The organism is Microbacterium sp. Leaf351 (assembly GCF_001423825.1).
Lineage (GTDB): Bacteria > Actinomycetota > Actinomycetes > Actinomycetales > Microbacteriaceae > Microbacterium > Microbacterium ginsengisoli.
Genome location: NZ_LMPK01000033.1, coordinates 338,074 through 353,719, shown reverse-complemented (window position 1 = coordinate 353,719; position 15,646 = coordinate 338,074). Strand labels below are relative to the sequence as shown.

At 70.5% G+C, this 15,646-nt stretch carries 18 protein-coding genes; 12 read left to right on the top strand and 6 right to left on the bottom strand.

Annotated elements, in window-relative coordinates; translation table 11 throughout:
• From ASG00_RS10060 to ASG00_RS10035, 6 genes are all read left to right on the top strand, one after another.
• On the top strand, window positions 1-887 hold an 887-nt coding region (locus ASG00_RS10060; protein WP_056209272.1), incomplete at its 5' end, for a siderophore-interacting protein.
• Window positions 884-1,891 carry a FecCD family ABC transporter permease gene (locus tag ASG00_RS10055; protein ID WP_056209157.1) on the top strand — a complete coding sequence of 336 codons (1,008 nt, stop codon included), beginning with the start codon at window positions 884-886 and terminating at the stop codon, window positions 1,889-1,891. The genes ASG00_RS10060 and ASG00_RS10055, both read left to right, overlap by 4 nt.
• Window positions 1,888-2,925, top strand: a complete 1,038-nt coding sequence (locus ASG00_RS10050) for a FecCD family ABC transporter permease (RefSeq protein WP_235557341.1) — start codon at window positions 1,888-1,890, stop codon at window positions 2,923-2,925. Before ASG00_RS10055 ends, ASG00_RS10050 begins: the two co-directional genes overlap by 4 nt.
• Window positions 2,922-3,746 carry an ABC transporter ATP-binding protein gene (locus ASG00_RS10045; protein ID WP_056209154.1) on the top strand — a complete coding sequence of 275 codons (825 nt, stop codon included), beginning with the start codon at window positions 2,922-2,924 and terminating at the stop codon, window positions 3,744-3,746. Before ASG00_RS10050 ends, ASG00_RS10045 begins: the two co-directional genes overlap by 4 nt.
• A gap of 10 nt (window positions 3,747-3,756) precedes the next feature.
• Entirely contained in the window at window positions 3,757-4,776 is a 1,020-nt protein-coding gene (locus tag ASG00_RS10040) for an ABC transporter substrate-binding protein (RefSeq protein ID WP_056209150.1), read from the top strand.
• A gap of 115 nt (window positions 4,777-4,891) precedes the next feature.
• Complete coding sequence (locus ASG00_RS10035; protein ID WP_056209148.1) at window positions 4,892-6,490, top strand: ABC-F family ATP-binding cassette domain-containing protein; 1,599 nt, start codon at window positions 4,892-4,894, stop codon at window positions 6,488-6,490.
• A gap of 13 nt (window positions 6,491-6,503) precedes the next feature.
• Here ASG00_RS10035 and ASG00_RS10030 read toward each other — a convergent pair whose 3' ends face one another.
• The 4 genes from ASG00_RS10030 to ASG00_RS10015 are packed head-to-tail and all read right to left on the bottom strand — an operon-like array spanning window position 6,504 to window position 8,409.
• On the bottom strand, window positions 6,504-7,364 hold the full coding sequence (locus ASG00_RS10030) for an SURF1 family cytochrome oxidase biogenesis protein (RefSeq protein ID WP_235557342.1): 861 nt from the start codon (window positions 7,362-7,364) through the stop codon (window positions 6,504-6,506).
• A complete protein-coding gene (locus ASG00_RS10025) occupies window positions 7,361-7,561 on the bottom strand; it encodes a hypothetical protein (protein ID WP_056209142.1) in 201 nt (66 codons plus the stop codon). The genes ASG00_RS10030 and ASG00_RS10025 overlap by 4 nt, the downstream gene beginning before the upstream one ends.
• Complete coding sequence (locus ASG00_RS10020) at window positions 7,558-7,920, bottom strand: DUF3099 domain-containing protein (RefSeq protein WP_082483198.1); 363 nt, start codon at window positions 7,918-7,920, stop codon at window positions 7,558-7,560. The genes ASG00_RS10025 and ASG00_RS10020 overlap by 4 nt, the downstream gene beginning before the upstream one ends.
• Before the next feature lie 42 nt (window positions 7,921-7,962).
• Window positions 7,963-8,409, bottom strand: a complete 447-nt coding sequence (locus ASG00_RS10015) for a DUF4190 domain-containing protein (protein WP_056209138.1) — start codon at window positions 8,407-8,409, stop codon at window positions 7,963-7,965.
• Between the two features lie 109 nt (window positions 8,410-8,518).
• Between ASG00_RS10015 and fabG the strand changes: the two genes are divergently transcribed.
• On the top strand, window positions 8,519-9,232 hold the full coding sequence (gene fabG / locus ASG00_RS10010; RefSeq protein WP_056209134.1) for a 3-oxoacyl-ACP reductase FabG: 714 nt from the start codon (window positions 8,519-8,521) through the stop codon (window positions 9,230-9,232).
• Between the two features lie 3 nt (window positions 9,233-9,235).
• On the opposite strand, the gene serB is transcribed toward fabG, so the two are convergent.
• Window positions 9,236-9,877, bottom strand: a complete 642-nt coding sequence (gene serB, locus ASG00_RS10005) for a phosphoserine phosphatase SerB (RefSeq protein ID WP_416361453.1) — start codon at window positions 9,875-9,877, stop codon at window positions 9,236-9,238.
• 136 nt (window positions 9,878-10,013) lie between these two features.
• Between serB and ASG00_RS10000 the strand changes: the two genes are divergently transcribed.
• Genes ASG00_RS10000 through ASG00_RS09980 form a run of 5 tightly spaced genes read left to right on the top strand, consistent with a single transcriptional unit; the run spans window position 10,014 to window position 14,209 of the window.
• Entirely contained in the window at window positions 10,014-10,865 is an 852-nt protein-coding gene (locus tag ASG00_RS10000; protein ID WP_082483187.1) for a MetQ/NlpA family ABC transporter substrate-binding protein, read from the top strand.
• A complete protein-coding gene (locus ASG00_RS09995; protein WP_235557343.1) occupies window positions 10,862-11,890 on the top strand; it encodes a methionine ABC transporter ATP-binding protein in 1,029 nt (342 codons plus the stop codon). Before ASG00_RS10000 ends, ASG00_RS09995 begins: the two co-directional genes overlap by 4 nt.
• On the top strand, window positions 11,887-12,555 hold the full coding sequence (locus tag ASG00_RS09990; RefSeq protein ID WP_056209128.1) for a methionine ABC transporter permease: 669 nt from the start codon (window positions 11,887-11,889) through the stop codon (window positions 12,553-12,555). The genes ASG00_RS09995 and ASG00_RS09990 overlap by 4 nt, the downstream gene beginning before the upstream one ends.
• 2 nt (window positions 12,556-12,557) lie before the next feature.
• The gene (locus ASG00_RS09985; protein WP_056209124.1) at window positions 12,558-13,718 is read left to right on the top strand and encodes an aminotransferase class I/II-fold pyridoxal phosphate-dependent enzyme; all 1,161 of its coding nucleotides are present in this window, start codon (window positions 12,558-12,560) and stop codon (window positions 13,716-13,718) included.
• A 17-nt stretch (window positions 13,719-13,735) separates the two neighbouring features.
• Window positions 13,736-14,209, top strand: coding sequence for an S-ribosylhomocysteine lyase (locus ASG00_RS09980; protein WP_056209121.1), 474 nt, complete (start codon window positions 13,736-13,738; stop codon window positions 14,207-14,209).
• A 44-nt stretch (window positions 14,210-14,253) separates the two neighbouring features.
• Here ASG00_RS09980 and ASG00_RS09975 read toward each other — a convergent pair whose 3' ends face one another.
• Window positions 14,254-15,501: a glucose-1-phosphate adenylyltransferase gene (locus tag ASG00_RS09975; RefSeq protein ID WP_045248156.1), complete on the bottom strand. Its 1,248-nt coding sequence runs from the start codon at window positions 15,499-15,501 to the stop codon at window positions 14,254-14,256.
• Between the last annotated feature and the right edge of the window lie 145 nt (window positions 15,502-15,646).

Genomic DNA, 15,646 nt, shown 5'->3' with positions numbered 1-15,646 from the left:
CCTACCGGGCGCGGGTGGTGGGCGTCGAACGACTCGGCCCCTCGTTCCGTCGCGTGCACTTCCACGGCGACGGGTTCGAGGACTTCGGCACCGCCGGACTCGACCAGCGCCTCAAGCTCCTGCTGCCGACCCCCGAGGCCCCAAGGACCGGCATCGCCGATGAGCCCCACGACGGGCTCTGGTACGCGCGCTGGCGGGCGATGCCCACCGCCGAGCGTCCGATCCTGCGCACGTACACGGTGCGGCGCATCCGCGAGGGTGTGCTGACCATCGACTTCGTCGTGCACCACGACGCCGGGCCCGCGGGCGCCTGGGCCGAGGCGGCCGATCTCGGCGACGAGATCGTCATCGTCGGCCCCGACGAACTCAGCTCCGACTCGCGCAGCGGCATCGACTGGCACCCCCGCGGCGCCCGCACCGTGCTGCTGGCCGGCGACGAGACGGCGGCGCCCGCGATCTGCTCGATCCTCGAATCGCTCCACGGCACGGATGTCGCGGCTACCGCGTTCATCGAGGTGCCGCACGCGGCCGACGCGCAGCACGTCGAACTCGCACCGCGTTCGACGCTCACCTGGCTCGCCCGCGACGAGGCCGAGCACGGCGAGACGCTCATCGACGCGGTGCGCGTCTGGTGCGCGGCATCCCGCCATCATCTCGACTCCGTTGCGGCCGCCGAGCGTCAGGAGCTGGCGGACATCGATGTCGACCGGGAACTGCTCTGGGATGCCCCGACAGGTGGCGTCGGCGACTTCTACGCATGGATGGCGGGGGAGTCCTCGGTCGTGAAGACCCTGCGTCGACTGCTCGTGCAGGATCACGGCGTCGACCGCTCCCGGGTCGCATTCATGGGCTACTGGCGAGCGGGGCAGTCGGAGCGCACGGAGTGACCCCCGGTCACAGAGGGCGCCGCACCGCGGTGCTCTGGACTGCGGCGTGCCTGACGCTCGTCGCCGTCGTCGTCGCGAGCCTCGCGATCGGCTCCCGTCCGATCGCGCCGGACGTCGTGTGGCAGGCCCTCACGGTGTTCGATCCGAGCAACCCCGACCACAGCGTCGTGGTGACCCAGCGGGTGCCGCGCACCGTCATCGGTCTCGCGGCGGGAGCGGCGCTGGGGCTCGCCGGCACGATGATGCAGGGCCTGACCCGCAACCCGCTCGCCGATCCCGGACTGCTCGGTGTGAACGCCGGGGCATCCGTCGCGGTCTTGCTGGCGATCACCGTGCTCGGCGCCGCCACACCCGAGGCGTTCGTGTGGTTCGCGTTCGCGGGCGCCGCCGCCGCAGCCCTCCTCGTGGGAGCGGTCGCGGGCATCGCCGGGGCACAGCCCGCGCGGCTCGCGCTCACCGGCGCGGCCGTCACGGCGGCCCTCACCGCGATCGTGCTCGCCGTTCTCACCTCCAGCGCCACGACTCTCGCCGTCTACCGGTACTGGACCGTCGGAGGTCTCACCGCGCGCGGTCTCGACGCGGTCGCCCTCGTCGCCGTGCCGCTCGTCATCGGCGCCGTGATCGCGCTCGGCGTCGCCCGCGGACTCGATCTGCTCGCCCTCGGCGACGACGTCGCGGCCGGCCTCGGCCACTCCGCCACCCGCACCCGGATTCTCGGCGTCGTCGCGAGCGTGCTCCTGTGCGGCGGCGCGACCGCCATCGCGGGCCCGATCGTGTTCCTCGGACTCGCGGTGCCCCACCTCCTGCGCCCGCTCCGCGGCGGCTCGTACAGCCGCCTCATGCCCTTCGCGATCCCCGTCGGTGCCGCCCTCCTCGTGAGCGCCGACGTCGTCGGGCGTCTGATCGCCCCGCCCGGCGAGGTGCAGGCGGGAGTGGTCGTCGCCTTCCTCGGTGCTCCGCTGCTGATGCTGCTCGTGCTGCGCCGCCGGCTGGTGACCGTATGACCGCGCTCACCGCCTCGCTGGCGGCCGTCGACCGGGTGCGTCGCGGCCTGCGCCGACGCGCGCTCCTGGTCGCCGCCGCGATGACCATCGTGCTGCTCGTCGCGGCGACCCTCGCGCTCGGCCTCGGCGACTACCCGATGGACCCCGGGCAGGTGCTGCGCACCCTCGTCGGAGGCGGGACCCGCATCGAGACCTACATCGTGTGGGAGACCCGGATGCCGCGCTTCGCGATGGCTGTCGTGGCCGGGGGCGCTCTCGCCCTCGCCGGGGCGCTCCTCCAGGCGCTGCTGCGCAACCCGCTCGCGAGCCCCGACCTGCTCGGGATCAGCGGTGGCGCGAGCGCCGCCGCCGTGGTCGGACTCCTCGTGTTCGGCATCGCCGGGCCGCTGCTTGCCGTGGTCGCGTTCGGCGGGGGAGCCGCGGTGGCGGTGCTGCTGCTCGTGGCCGCCGCGCGGCGCGGACAGAGCGGCTTCCGCATCATCCTCGCGGGCATCGGCGTCTCGTTCCTGTGCGCCTGCGTGATCGATTACCTGCTGACCCGGTCGAAGATCGAGCAGGCGCAGGCGGCGTACGTGTGGCTCGCGGGAAGCCTGAATGCGACGCCCTGGTGGCAGGTCGCCACCGTCGCCGCCGTTGTCGTCGTCACGCTTCCGGCGGTGCTGCTCGCGGCACGCGACCTGCCCGTGCTCGCCCTCGGACCCGACGCGGCGTCGGGGCTCGGCGTGCGGCTCGGGTTCGTGCGCCTCGCGTTCATCGCGGCGGCCGTGCTTCTCACCGCCACGGTGTGCGCCTTCTGCGGGCCGATCTCGTTCGTCGCGCTGTGCGCGCCCGCGATCGCGCGCTCGCTGCGCCGCGGCGCCGCTCCCTCGCTCGGCACGAGCGCGCTCGTGGGCTCCGTGCTTCTCGTCGGTGCCGACCTCGTCGCGCAGCACGCGTGGCCGGGGCGCAGCATCCCTGTCGGCGCGGTCACCGGCGCGCTCGGCGCCGTCTTCCTGCTGTGGCTCCTCGCGACCTCGAAGGGACGCTTCGCATGACCACCGCCTCCGCCCACTTCCGCGTCGACGGGCTCGCCGCCGGCTACCCCGGGCGCCGGGTCATCGACGGGCTCGACCTCGACATCGCCCCCGGACGGCTCACCGTCATCATCGGGGCGAACGCGAGCGGCAAGTCCACCCTCCTGTCGACCCTCGCGCGACTGCGCGCGCCGCTCGCCGGCCGGGTGACGCTCGACGGCGACGACATCGCGGGGATGCCCCGCCGGAGCCTCGCTCAGTCCGTCGGCCTGCTGCCGCAGCATCCGATCGCCCCCGACGGCGTCACCGTCGCCGAACTCGTCTCGCGAGGCCGCCACCCCCACCGCGGCGCCCTCGGGCGCTGGCGCAGCGACGACGCGCGCGTGGTCGCCGACGCCATGGTGCAGACCGGGGTCGCCGACCTCGCCGACCGTCCCGTCGACGACCTGTCGGGCGGTCAGCGTCAGCGCGTCTGGATAGCGATGGCGCTCGCCCAGCAGCCGCGTGCGCTGCTGCTCGACGAGCCGACGAGCTTCCTCGACCTCGCCCACCAGATCGACGTGCTCGAGCTGCTGCGCCGCATCAACCGCACGGAGGGCACGACCGTCGTCGCCGTCCTGCACGAACTCGCCCTCGCGGCCCGCTACGCCGACGACCTCGTCGTCATGGCGGACGGCGCCGTCATCGCCCACGGTGCGCCGGGCGACGTGCTCACTCCCGCGACCGTCGCGGCCGCGTTCGGTCTCGACGCCGTCGTGATCCCCGATCCCGTGACGGGGAGCCCCCTCGTCATCCCCCGAACGCACGCCGACTCTGCACCCGCCGTGCCATCCCTCCCCTGAAAGGCAGCACATGACCCGTTCCCGTTCCCGACTCGCCGCCCTCGCGGCGGTCGTCGCAGCGACCCTCGCCCTTGCCGGCTGCGCCGGATCCGGCGCCGCATCCTCGACCACGGCCTCCTCCGACGGCTTCCCGGTCACGATCTCCGATGCGCTCGGCGGCGCCACGATCGCCAGCGCCCCCGAGCGCGTCGTGACGTGGGGCTGGGGTGCGACCGAGGCCGCGCTCGCGCTCCGCACCGTGCCCGTCGCGGTCGCGTCGATGGACTACGGCGGGGGTGACAACAAGCTCACCCCGTGGGTCGAGAAGGCGCTCACGGACCTCGGTGCCGCGACCCCGACCGTGCTCGACTCGTCGGCGCAGACGGTGCCGATCGAAGCCGTCCTGGCCGCCAACCCCGACCTGTTCCTCGCTCCGTACTCGGGAATCACGCAGGACGAGCGGGACGCCCTCGTGAAGGCCGGAGTGACGGTCGTGGCCTACCCCGACCACGCCTGGTCGACCCCGTGGCGCGACGTCATCTCGATCGTCGGGAAGGCGCTGGGCAAGGCCGTCGCCGCCACCACGCTGCTCGCGAACCTCGACAAGCTGGTCGCGGACACCGCTGCGGCCCATCCCGAGTTCCAGGGCACCTCGATCGCCTACGTGGACGACGACGTGAACACGTTCTACATGTACGTCGACGCGGATCCGCGCGTCGAGATCCTGCGCGACCTCGGCTTCACCTCCACACCGAGCCTCGACGCACTCGACCCGAAGGACGGCAACTTCTACACGACCGTTAGCTACGAGCAGCTCGACAAGGTCGACGCGCAGGTCATCCTCATCCAGGGCGAGCAGCAGGCGGACCTCGACACCTTCCTGCAGTCCTCCCGAGGCCAGCTGATCCCGGCCGTCGCCACGGGTGCGGTCGCGGAGGTGGTCGGCGAGGAGAACGTCGCCGCGGTCTCGCCCACGGCGCTGTCGCTGCCGTGGCTTCTGCCCACGCTCGCCGAGAAGCTCTCGGCGGCGGTGAAGACCGCCAAGGGCTGAGCGACCCGTCGTCCGCGGGGCATCCGGCGCGCAGTCGGGTGCCCCGCGCGATTTATACTGGGAGGCTGACCCCGTCGGGTCGCTCTCCCCACCCCTCAACGGATCGGATCTGACCGTGCTCGCCGTCCACGATCTCGAGATCCGCGTCGGCGCACGCGTGCTGATGTCGGATGTCTCGTTCCGCGTCGGCCCGGGCGACAAGGTGGGGCTCGTCGGCCGCAACGGCGCCGGGAAGACCACCCTCACGAAGGTGCTCGCGGGTGACCTGCTGCCGAGCAACGGTGGTGTGGATCGCGCCGGCGAGCTTGGGTACCTGCCGCAGGACCCCCGCTCCGGCAACCCCGACGACCTCGCCCGCACCCGCATCCTCGATGCGCGCGGTCTCGGCCAGCTCGCGATCGGCATGCACGAGGCATCCCTCGAGATGGCCTCCGACGACCCGGATGCCGCGGCGAAGGCCATGCGGCGCTACGGATCGCTCACCGAGCGCTTCGAGGCCCTGGGCGGGTACGCCGCCGAGGCGGAGGCGGCATCCATCGCCCACAACCTCTCGCTGCCCGACCGCATCCTCGACCAGCCGCTGCGCACCCTCTCGGGCGGCCAGCGTCGTCGCATCGAGCTTGCGCGCATCCTCTTCTCGGACGCGCAGACGATGATCCTCGACGAGCCGACCAACCACCTCGACGCCGACAGCGTCGTGTGGCTGCGGGAGTTCCTCAAGGGCTACAAGGGCGGGCTGATCGTCATCAGCCACGACATCGAGCTGGTCGGCGAGACCGTCAACCGGGTGTTCTACCTCGACGCGAACCGTCAGGTCATCGACATCTACAACATGAACTGGAAGAACTACCTGCGTCAGCGGGTCGCCGACGAGGAGCGCCGCAAGAAGGAGCGCGCCAACGCGGAGAAGAAGGCGACCGCGCTGCAGCAGCAGGCGGCGCGGTTCGGGGCGAAGGCGTCGAAGGCGGCGGCCGCGCACCAGATGGTCGCGCGCGCCGAGAAGCTGCTGTCAGGGCTCGACGACGTGCGTCAGGAGGATCGCGTCGCGAAGCTGCGCTTCCCGAAGCCGGCCGCGTGCGGCAAGACGCCGCTGCGCGCCTCGGGCCTGTCGAAGTCGTACGGGTCGCTCGAGATCTTCACCGACGTCGACCTTGCGATCGACCGGGGCTCCAAGGTCGTGGTGCTGGGGCTCAACGGCGCGGGCAAGACGACGCTGCTGCGCATCCTCGCGGGCGTGGACCTCGCCGACACCGGTCAGGTGGAGCCGGGCCACGGGCTGAAGATCGGCTACTACGCCCAGGAGCACGAGAACATCGACACGTCACGCTCGGTGCTCGACAACATGATGTCGGCTGCGCCCGACCTGAACGCGACCGAGGCCCGCAAGGTGCTGGGCTCGTTCCTGTTCACGGGCGACGACGTGCTCAAGCCAGCCGGCGTGCTCTCCGGCGGTGAGAAGACGCGCCTGTCGTTGGCGACGCTCGTGGTGTCGGCGGCGAACGTGCTGCTGCTCGACGAGCCGACGAACAACCTCGATCCGGCATCGCGCGACGAGATCCTCGGCGCGCTCGCCCACTACGAGGGGGCCGTCATCCTCGTCTCCCACGACGAGGGTGCTGTCGAGGCGCTGAATCCCGAGCGCGTGCTGATCCTCCCCGACGGAGTCAAGGACATCTGGGGCCGCGACTACGCCGACCTGATCACACTGGCCTGAGCGGGCGGATGCCTCACGCCCCCGCGTGATCGAGCAGCTCGTCCTCGATCTCGGCGTCGCTGCGACGCCGCTTGCGAGGTGCGTACTCGATGCCGTCGTCGTCTTCCTCATCGTCGTCCGGTGTGCGGTCGAGCCCCCGGCGTTTGCGGATCTCGGTGCGGATGACGTAGCCGATGAACCCGAACCCCATGACGGCGAACATGATCCACTGGATCGCGTACGACAGGTACGGGCCCGGGTCGTTGTCGGGAGCGGCGAGCGGGGTGGGTACGGATGCCGCGGCGGGGTCCTCCGACACCATCAGGCCGTAGAGGCCGGTGTAGGTCTCGGACCCCGTCGTCGCAGCGACGAGGGGGAGGTTGATGCTCGGCACCTGTCCTGTGATCGTGCCGCGCCCCGACGGCAGCGCCTCAGACGGCTGGGCTCGCGCGATCACCGTGACTTCGCCGCTCGGGGGAGCGGGGATCGTGCTCGGGCCGTCGCCGGTGGCGGCCGGCGGCACCCAGCCGCGGTCGATGATCAGCACCCTCCCGTCGTCGAGCGTGAGGGGGGTGAGCACCTCGAACCCGGTCGTGCCGTTGTTGATGCGGTTGCGCGCGACGACCTGTTCGGCGACGTCGTACGTCCCGCGCACGCTGATCGGCTGCCACTGCTTCGCGGGGTCGAGCGAGCCGTCGGCGGCGAGCACGGCGTCGAGGGAGACCGGCGTCGCGTCGTAGTTGTTCGAGATGAGCGACAGCTGGTCGGAGCGCCACGTATTGCGGCCGAACTGCCAGTTCGAGAGGAACGCGCACGCGATCGCGAAGAGGATCGCGACGGCGACGTACCCGGTCCAGCGCAGCCAGCGACGCGGGTCTTCCACGGGCGCGCTCACGAGGCGGCCGTCAGGGTCGATGTCCACACGGGGAAGTCGCGGGAGGTGAGGAAGCCGGTCAGGAACTCGACGTGCGCGTCGCACGCGGCCCAGGTCTTGCGTCGGTCCTCGGCGTGGATGCGCGGGTTGCGCCAGTCGATCCGCCAGGACGCGTCGGCGCGGCATCCTGCTCGTGAACAGGGTGTCGCAGCACTCACGCGGTGCCGTCCCGATCGATGCGGGTCGACTCGGAGATCGTGATGACCGTCGGTGTCTCGGGGTGGGCGTCGACCGCCCGTGTCGCAGGTTCCTCGGCCGTCTGATCTGTCGGGGCGCTCGCGGTGCTCGAGATCAGGTCCTGACCGACGTTGGCGATGACGACGGCGATGTAGGGGAGGAGCGCCGCCGCAGCGCCGAAGACCCAGGTGTACCAGCCGTAGGGCGTGACGAGCACCATCAGCAGGAAGCAGACGACGCGCACCGACATCGACACCAGGTACTTGACCTGGCGCGATCGCTCGTCCTCGCGCGGGGCGCGCGGGAGCGAGGTGGCGGTCTGAGGGGTGAGGCGCTTCACGGTGAGACCAGCGTACGCCGGTCCCATCGTGACGCGACCCGATCAGTAGCCGCGGTAGGTCGCGGCCGAACCGATGACGGCGAAGATGAAGATGACGTAGATCACGGTGAAGATCACACTCAGACCCACGAACACGTAGCCCACGATGAGACCGGCGACGGCGAGACCGTGTCCGTCTTCACCGGTGCGCTTGATCTGGCTGAGCGCGACGTGACCGAACACGATGCCGAGCACCGAGAACACGAAGGCGAACACCAGAGACAGGATGGCGAAGAGGTTCGTCCTCTGCGCGGGTGCGTACGCGTACGTCGGGGTCGCCTGATAGGCGGGCGGGTACCCGGGCGCTGCGGGAGGGGCGTAGGTCGGCGCTGCCGGAGGGGCGGCCTCGTACGCGGGCGGTGCCGGGGCGGCGGGCGGCGCCGTCGGCTCGGCGGCCGTCGGGGGCGTCGCGGGTGCAGGGGTCGGGTTCTCGTCGTTCGGAGTGCTCACGGCGGTGCCTTTCTCGTCTGTGGCACCAGAGTCCCAGTGCCGACAACGGCTGTCAAACTCCCGCTCGATAGGCTGGCCGGAGCTGTCCCACGAGTCTGGAGTTCCCTGCATGTCCCTCGACAAGGTCGTCCTCGTCACCGGCGGAAACCGCGGCATCGGCCGCGCCATCGCCGAGCGCTTCGTGTCCACCGGCTACACGAAGGTCGCGGTCACGGCCCGGTCCGGGGAGGGACCCGCCGGAACCCTGACGGTGCGCGCCGACGTCACCGACGCGGCATCCCTCGACGCTGCCTTCACCGAGATCGAGGCGACCCTCGGCGCCGTCGAGATCGTCGTCGCGAACGCGGGCATCACCCGCGACACACTTCTGCTGCGCATGAGCGAGCAGGACTTCGACGATGTCGTCGCGACGAACCTCGGCGGCACCTTCCGCGTCGTCAAGCGCGCGGCGAAGGGTCTGCTGAAGGCGCGCTGGGGACGGGTCATCCTCATCTCGAGCGTCGTGGGCCTCTACGGCTCGGCGGGGCAGATCAACTACTCGAGCTCGAAGGCCGCCCTCGTCGGATTCGCGCGGTCGCTCACCCGCGAGCTCGGGGGACGCGGCATCACCGCGAACGTCGTGGCGCCCGGCTTCATCGAGACCGACATGACCGCTGAGCTCCCCGAGGCGACGCAGGCGGAGTACAAGAAGAACATCCCCGCGGGCAGGTTCGCCTCAGCCGACGAGGTCGCGGGCGTGGTCACGTGGCTCGCCTCCGATGACGCGGCGTACATCTCCGGCGCGGTCATTCCCGTCGACGGCGGCCTCGGGATGGGGCACTGACCCTCAGGGCAGCAGCGGGATGAGCTGAGCGAGGTCGACCCGGGCGGCGACCAGATTCGCACGGGCGCGCACGGCGGGCTTCGCGTTGAACGCGACGCCGAGGCCGGCGGTGGCCATCATCGTCAGGTCGTTCGCGCCGTCGCCGACCGCGAGAGTGCGATGCGAGGGGATGCCGCGCTCCGCCGCCCACGCGAGGAGCGTGTCGGCCTTCGCCTGGGCGTCGACGACGTCGCCGTCGACGACGCCGGTGAGAGCGCTGCCGTCATGCGCGAGGCGGTTGGCGCGCCACACATCGACCCCGAGCTGGGGCGCGATGTGGTCGAGCACCTCGTGGAACCCACCGGAGACGACACCGAAGACACCGTCCCGCGCGTGAACGGCTGCGGCGAGCTCGTGCACGCCCGGGGTGGGCTCGATGCGCGCCCGCACGCGCGCGAACGCGTCGAGCGAGACGCCCGTCAGCGCCGAGACCCGTGAGCGCAGACTCGTCGCGAAGTCGACCTCGCCCCGCATGGCCGCCTCGGTCGCCGCCGCGACCTCCGCACCGCGCCCCGCCTCGTCCGCGATGAGCTCGATCACCTCGTTGCGGATCAGCGTGGAGTCGGCGTCGAGCACGATGAGGAAGCGAGCGGGCACGCGCTCCACCGTAGCGGGAGGCGATGCGACTCATGGCGTAACACGATGTCTCACCTCGTCACACGCCCGCATACGGTCGTGGTTGCTGAGTGTGTTCCATGGCTCGCCTGTACCCCCGCTGAAAGCCCATCGAGGAGCCTCTCGCATGAGATCGTCCCGTCGCGCCGTCGTCACGGCCGCCCTGTCCGTCATCGTCGCCGCCACCCTGAGCGCGTGCGGCCTCGCCCAGGGCGCGCCGAGCGCCGACGCGAGCGCGAAGACATCGATCAAGATCGGATTCAACCCCGGCCCCTACCAGGACATGTTCGAAGGCGGCATCGCCCCGATTCTGGCGAAGGAGGGCTTCCAGGCCGAGTCCGTCTCCTTCACCGACGGCATCGTCGTGAACGTGGCGGTCGCCAACGGCGAGATCGACGCGAACATCATGCAGCACCCGGTCTACATGGACGCGATCAATCAGCAGGAGAACATCCACAACGCCGCGCTCGTGCAGGTGCCGACGCCCCCGATGGCACTGTTCGGCGGCAAGAAGAGCTCCCTCGACGCCGTCGCGGACGGCGACACCGTGGCTGTCCCGAACGCGCCGTCCAACATGTACCGAGCCTTCAAGGTGCTCGAGCAGGTCGGCTGGATCACCCTCAAGCCTGACACCCAGCCCGCGACCACCTCTCCGGCCGACATCGCCACGAACCCCCACGGGATCCAGATCGTGGCACTCGAGAACGCGCAGCAGGTGCCGTCGCTGCAGGATGTCGCGTACTCGGTCATCCAGGGCAACTTCGTCGTCTCGGGCGGGCTCAAGCTGACCGCCGCGCTCGCGCTCGAGAACCTGGCCGACAAGTTCTCCGTGGTCGTCGCTGTCGATGAGAAGAACCTCGACACCCCCTGGGCGAAGGCGATCGCCGCCGCGTATGCGTCGCCGGAGTTCGCCAGCTACATCTCTTCCCACTCCGAGTACGACGGCTACCACCTGCCCGCCGCGCTGCAGCAGAAGTGACTGGCTCCGGCGACGGCGGGGCGGCGGTCCGGTTCACCGGCGTCCGTCGCGTGCACCGGGGTGGCACGGTCGCGCTCGACGGGGTGGATCTCGCCGTCCCGCACGGATCGATCTTCGGCGTCATCGGTCACAGCGGTGCCGGCAAGAGCACGCTCATCCGCATGGTGAACGCGCTGGATAGGCCGACGACCGGAACGGTTGAAGTCGACGGCGTCGACCTCCATTCGCTCTCCGGCGATGAGCTGCGGGCCGCTCAGAAGCGCACCGGGATGGTGTTCCAGCAGTTCAATCTGCTCGAAACCGTCTCCGTGCGCGACAACGTGGCGATGCCGCTGCGCCTCGACGGTGTGCGTGCCGCCGAGGCGCGCCGCCGCGCGGCCGACGCGCTCGAATTCGTGGGACTCGGGTCCATGGCCGACCGTCGCCCGCGCGAGCTGTCCGGCGGGCAGCGCCAGCGTGTCGGCATCGCCCGGGCGATCGTCCGCAACCCCCGGGTCCTGCTGTGCGATGAGGCGACGAGTGCGCTCGATCCCACGACGACCGCGCAGGTGCTGCAGCTCATCGCGCGCATCAACGAGGAGTACGGCACGACCGTGCTCGTCGTCACGCACGAGATGGACGTGATCAAGGACCTGTGCCATGAGGTCGCCGTGATGGAGTCCGGCCGCATCATCGAGCAGGGCTCGGTGCTCGACGTGTTCGTGCGCCCGCGCACGGAGACCGCCCGCACGTTCGTCGGCACGGTGATCCCGCACGAGATCCCGTCGCGCGTGCGCGAGCGCCTCGGCGGCGCCGCCCTGCTGCACCTGCTGCTCATCGACGAGCAGGTCACCGCGCCGCTCGTATCGGGGCTGATCCACCGATTCGGTGTGCAGGTGAACATCCTGCACGCCGACATGACCGACATCCAGGGTCACACTGTCGGGCAGATGGTGGTGCAGATCGACGGGAACGCTGCGGCCGTCGCCGCCGCCCGCGCCGCGCTCGGCGACCAGGTCACCGCGATCGAGGAGGTCGCCGCATGAGACCGGACGCTCTGACCCTCATCACGCCGGAGCAGTTCCTCCAGGAGCTCGGCGCCACCTTCTACATGGTGGGTGTCTCGCTCTTCTTCGGTGCGATCCTCGGACTCGCGATCGGCGTGCTTCTTGTCGCGACCCGGCCCCGCGGCATCCTGCCTCAGCGCGTGGTGTTCGTCGTGCTCTCCACAATCGTGAACATCGTGCGATCGCTGCCGTTCATCATCCTGCTCGTCGCGATCATCCCGTTCACCCGGCTGCTCGTCGGCACGACGATCGGCGCGAACGCCGCGATCGTGCCGTTGACGATCATGGTGGCGCCCTACATCGCCCGGCTCGTCGAGAACTCACTGCTCGACGTTCCGCCCGGAATCGTCGAAGCGGCGCGGGCGATGGGGGCGACCCCGTGGCAGATCTTCGTGCGGTTCCTGCTGCCCGAGGCGCGCGGATCCCTGATCCTCGCGCTGACGACCGCCTCGATCGGACTCCTGGATGCCTCCGCCATGGCCGGCACGGTGGGTGCGGGCGGTATCGGCGACCTCGCGATCTCGTACGGCTATCAGCGCTTCGACGGCATCGCCATGCTCGTGACGGTGGTGACGCTGATCGTGATCGTCCAGGTCATCCAGCTCATCGGCACACGGCTCGCCCGACGCGCCCGACGGGAGTGACGATGGCCGACTTCCGACGAGCCGGCCGGGTCGGCCGTCTGCCCCAGAGCTTCTTCGCAGGGCTCGACGCGCAGATCGCGCACGCCCGCGCGAGCGGCGTCGACGTCATCGACCTGTCGAAGGGCAATCCCGATCTGCCGACGCCTCCCGCGATCGTCGAGGCGATGCAGCGTGAGGTCGCGCGGCCCGAGAACCACGCGTATCCGTCGTTCCGCCCGCGTCCCTCGGTGCTCGCGGCCATCGCCGAGCGCTACCGCATCGACCACGGCGTCGAGCTCGACACCACGACGCAGATCGCGGTGTTCCACGGCTCCCACGAGGCGCTCATGGCCGGCATCCTCGCATTCGCCGACCCGGGGGAGACAGTCGTCCTGCCCGATCCGGCATATCCGATGTACCACTCGGCGGCGCTCTTCGCCGGCGCGCGGGAGGTGTCGCTGCCCCTCTCGGAGACCGACGGTCAGCCCGAGTGGGAGGTGATCGACGGTCTCGAATCCGCCCGCGTCCTGGTGCTGAACTACCCGAACAACCCGACGGGCGCGGTCGCGACCGGCGCGACGTTCGAGCGGGCCGTGTCGGTGGCGCGGCGACTGGACGCCCTGTTCGTCCACGACTTCGCCTATGCGTCCCTCGGCTTCGATGACGGCGCGCCGCTTTCGGCGCTCGCCTCCGATCCCGGGGCCGAGCGCACCGTCGAGCTCGCCACGCTCTCGAAGACCTACAACATGGCCGGCTGGCGCTTCGGTTTCGCCGTCGGCAACGCGTCGGCGATCGCGGCGATGCGGGCCTACCAGTCCCACGCCTTCAGCACGATCTTCGGCGCCACGCAGGAGGCGGCGGCGGTCGCGCTCGCGGGCGATCAGTCCGCCGCCGAGGAGATCGTCGGCACGTACCGGGCACGCCGCGATGCGGCCGTCGCGGGACTCCGGGACGCCGGCTACGCCGTGCATCGCCCGGGCGGATCCTTCTTCGTCTGGATCGATCTGCCCGACGGCACCGACGACGCCGCGTTCGCCGCGCGGCTTCTCGCGGAGCACGGCGTGGCGGTCGCCCCGGGGGCGGGGTTCGGGCCCCGTGGGGCGGGCCGCATCCGGCTCAGCCTCGTGCATCCGATTGACATACTCGAAAAGGCGGTCGCCCGAATGGGCGCCGCCCTGACCTGACCCACCGGGAGGACCCCATGGCCGACGTCGAGAGCTTCACGCTCGACCACACCGCCGTCATCGCACCGTACGTGCGCCTCATCTCCGTCGAGCGCGGACCGCGTGGCGACGCGATCTCCAACTTCGACGTGCGCTTCGTGCAGCCCAACGAGGGCGAGATCCCGACGGCCGCGCTGCACACGATCGAGCACACGATCGCGAGCCTGCTGCGCGACCACCTCGACGGCGTCATCGACATCTCACCGTTCGGCTGCCGCACCGGATTCCACCTGATCGTGTGGGGCGAGCCCGCTGTCGCTGACGTCGTCCCCGCGATCCGCGAGAGCCTGCGGGCGATCGCCGAGGACGTGCAGTGGGAGGACGTGCCCGGCGTCGACGCGTTCAGCTGCGGCAACTATCGCGACCACAGCCTCCACGGCGCTCGCGCGTGGGCCCGTGACATCCTCGCTCAGGGCATCAGCCTCGACGCGTTCACCCGCGTCGGCGTCTGAGCCCGCCGCGGCATCCGCAGTCCTGACCGAGCGGATGCCGCGGCTCAGCTGTCGATGCGCACGCCCTTGCCGACCACGGTGATGCCCGAGTCCGTGACGGTGAAGCCGCGTGACAGGTCGAGTTCGCGGTCGACGCCGACTGTCGCGCCGTCGGCGAGCACGACGTTCTTGTCGAGGATCGCCCGGTGGATGCGGGCGCCTGCGCCGATGCGCACGCGGTCGAACAGCACGGCGTCGGTGATCGTCGCGCCGCCTCCCGAGAGTGTCCACGGGCCCACGACGCTGCGCTCGAGATGGGTGCCCGAGAGCACCGAGCCGAGAGAGACGATCGAGTCGATCGTGTTGCCGATGCGCCCGACGGCGTCGCGCACGAACTTCGCGGGCGGCGAGTTGAGCATCTGCGAGTGGATCGGCCAGTCGGTGTTGTAGAGGTTGAAGACCGGCAGGGTCGAGATCAGGTCGCGATGCGCGTCGAAGAACGAATCGATCGTGCCGACGTCGCGCCAGTAGGCACGGTCGCGGGCGGTGGAGCCCGGCACCTCGTTGTCCTTGAAGTCGTACACGCCCGCCTCGCCGCGTGAGACGAAGTAGGGGATGATGTCGCCGCCCATGTCGTGGTTCGACGTCGGCAGCTCGCCGTCGGACGTGACCGCCTCGATGAGCGCATCGGTGTCGAAGATGTAGTTGCCCATCGATGCGAGCACCTCGTGGGGTGCGTCGGCGAGCCCCGTGGGGTTCTGCGGCTTCTCGAGGAACTCGCGGATGCGCGTCGGGTCGGTCGGTTCGACGTCGATGACCCCGAACTGGTCGGCGAGCCCGATCGGCTGCCGGATGCCCGCGACCGTCGCCCGCGCACCGGAGGCGATGTGGGCCTCGAGCATCTGGCGGAAGTCCATGCGGTAGACGTGGTCTGCGCCGACGACGACGACGATGTCAGGGGCTTCGTCGTGGATGAGGTTCAGGCTCTGCAGGATCGCGTCGGCCGACCCCGAGAACCACCGCTTGCCGAGCCGCTGCTGTGCGGGCACCGACGTGACGTAGGAGTCCAGCAGCGCCGACATCCGCCACGTCTGCGAGATGTGACGGTCGAGGCTGTGGGACTTGTACTGGGTCAGCACGACGAGCTGGCGCAGGCCCGAGTTGATGAGGTTCGAGATGGCGAAGTCGATCAGGCGGTACTGTCCGCCGAACGGGACGGCCGGCTTCGCTCTGTCGACCGTGAGCGGCATGAGCCGCTTGCCCTCCCCGCCCGCGAGGATGATGCCGAAGACCTTCTTGTGCGTCCCTGCCATGGCTCCACACTAGGCGGGCTTCCACCCGTGTACTAGCGTCCTTGACATGCGCGTCGACATCGTCACGAAGGAGTATCCGCCGGAGATCTACGGGGGAGCCGGAGTGCACGTCGCCGAGATCGTGCGGGCGCTGCGCGCCCTCGCC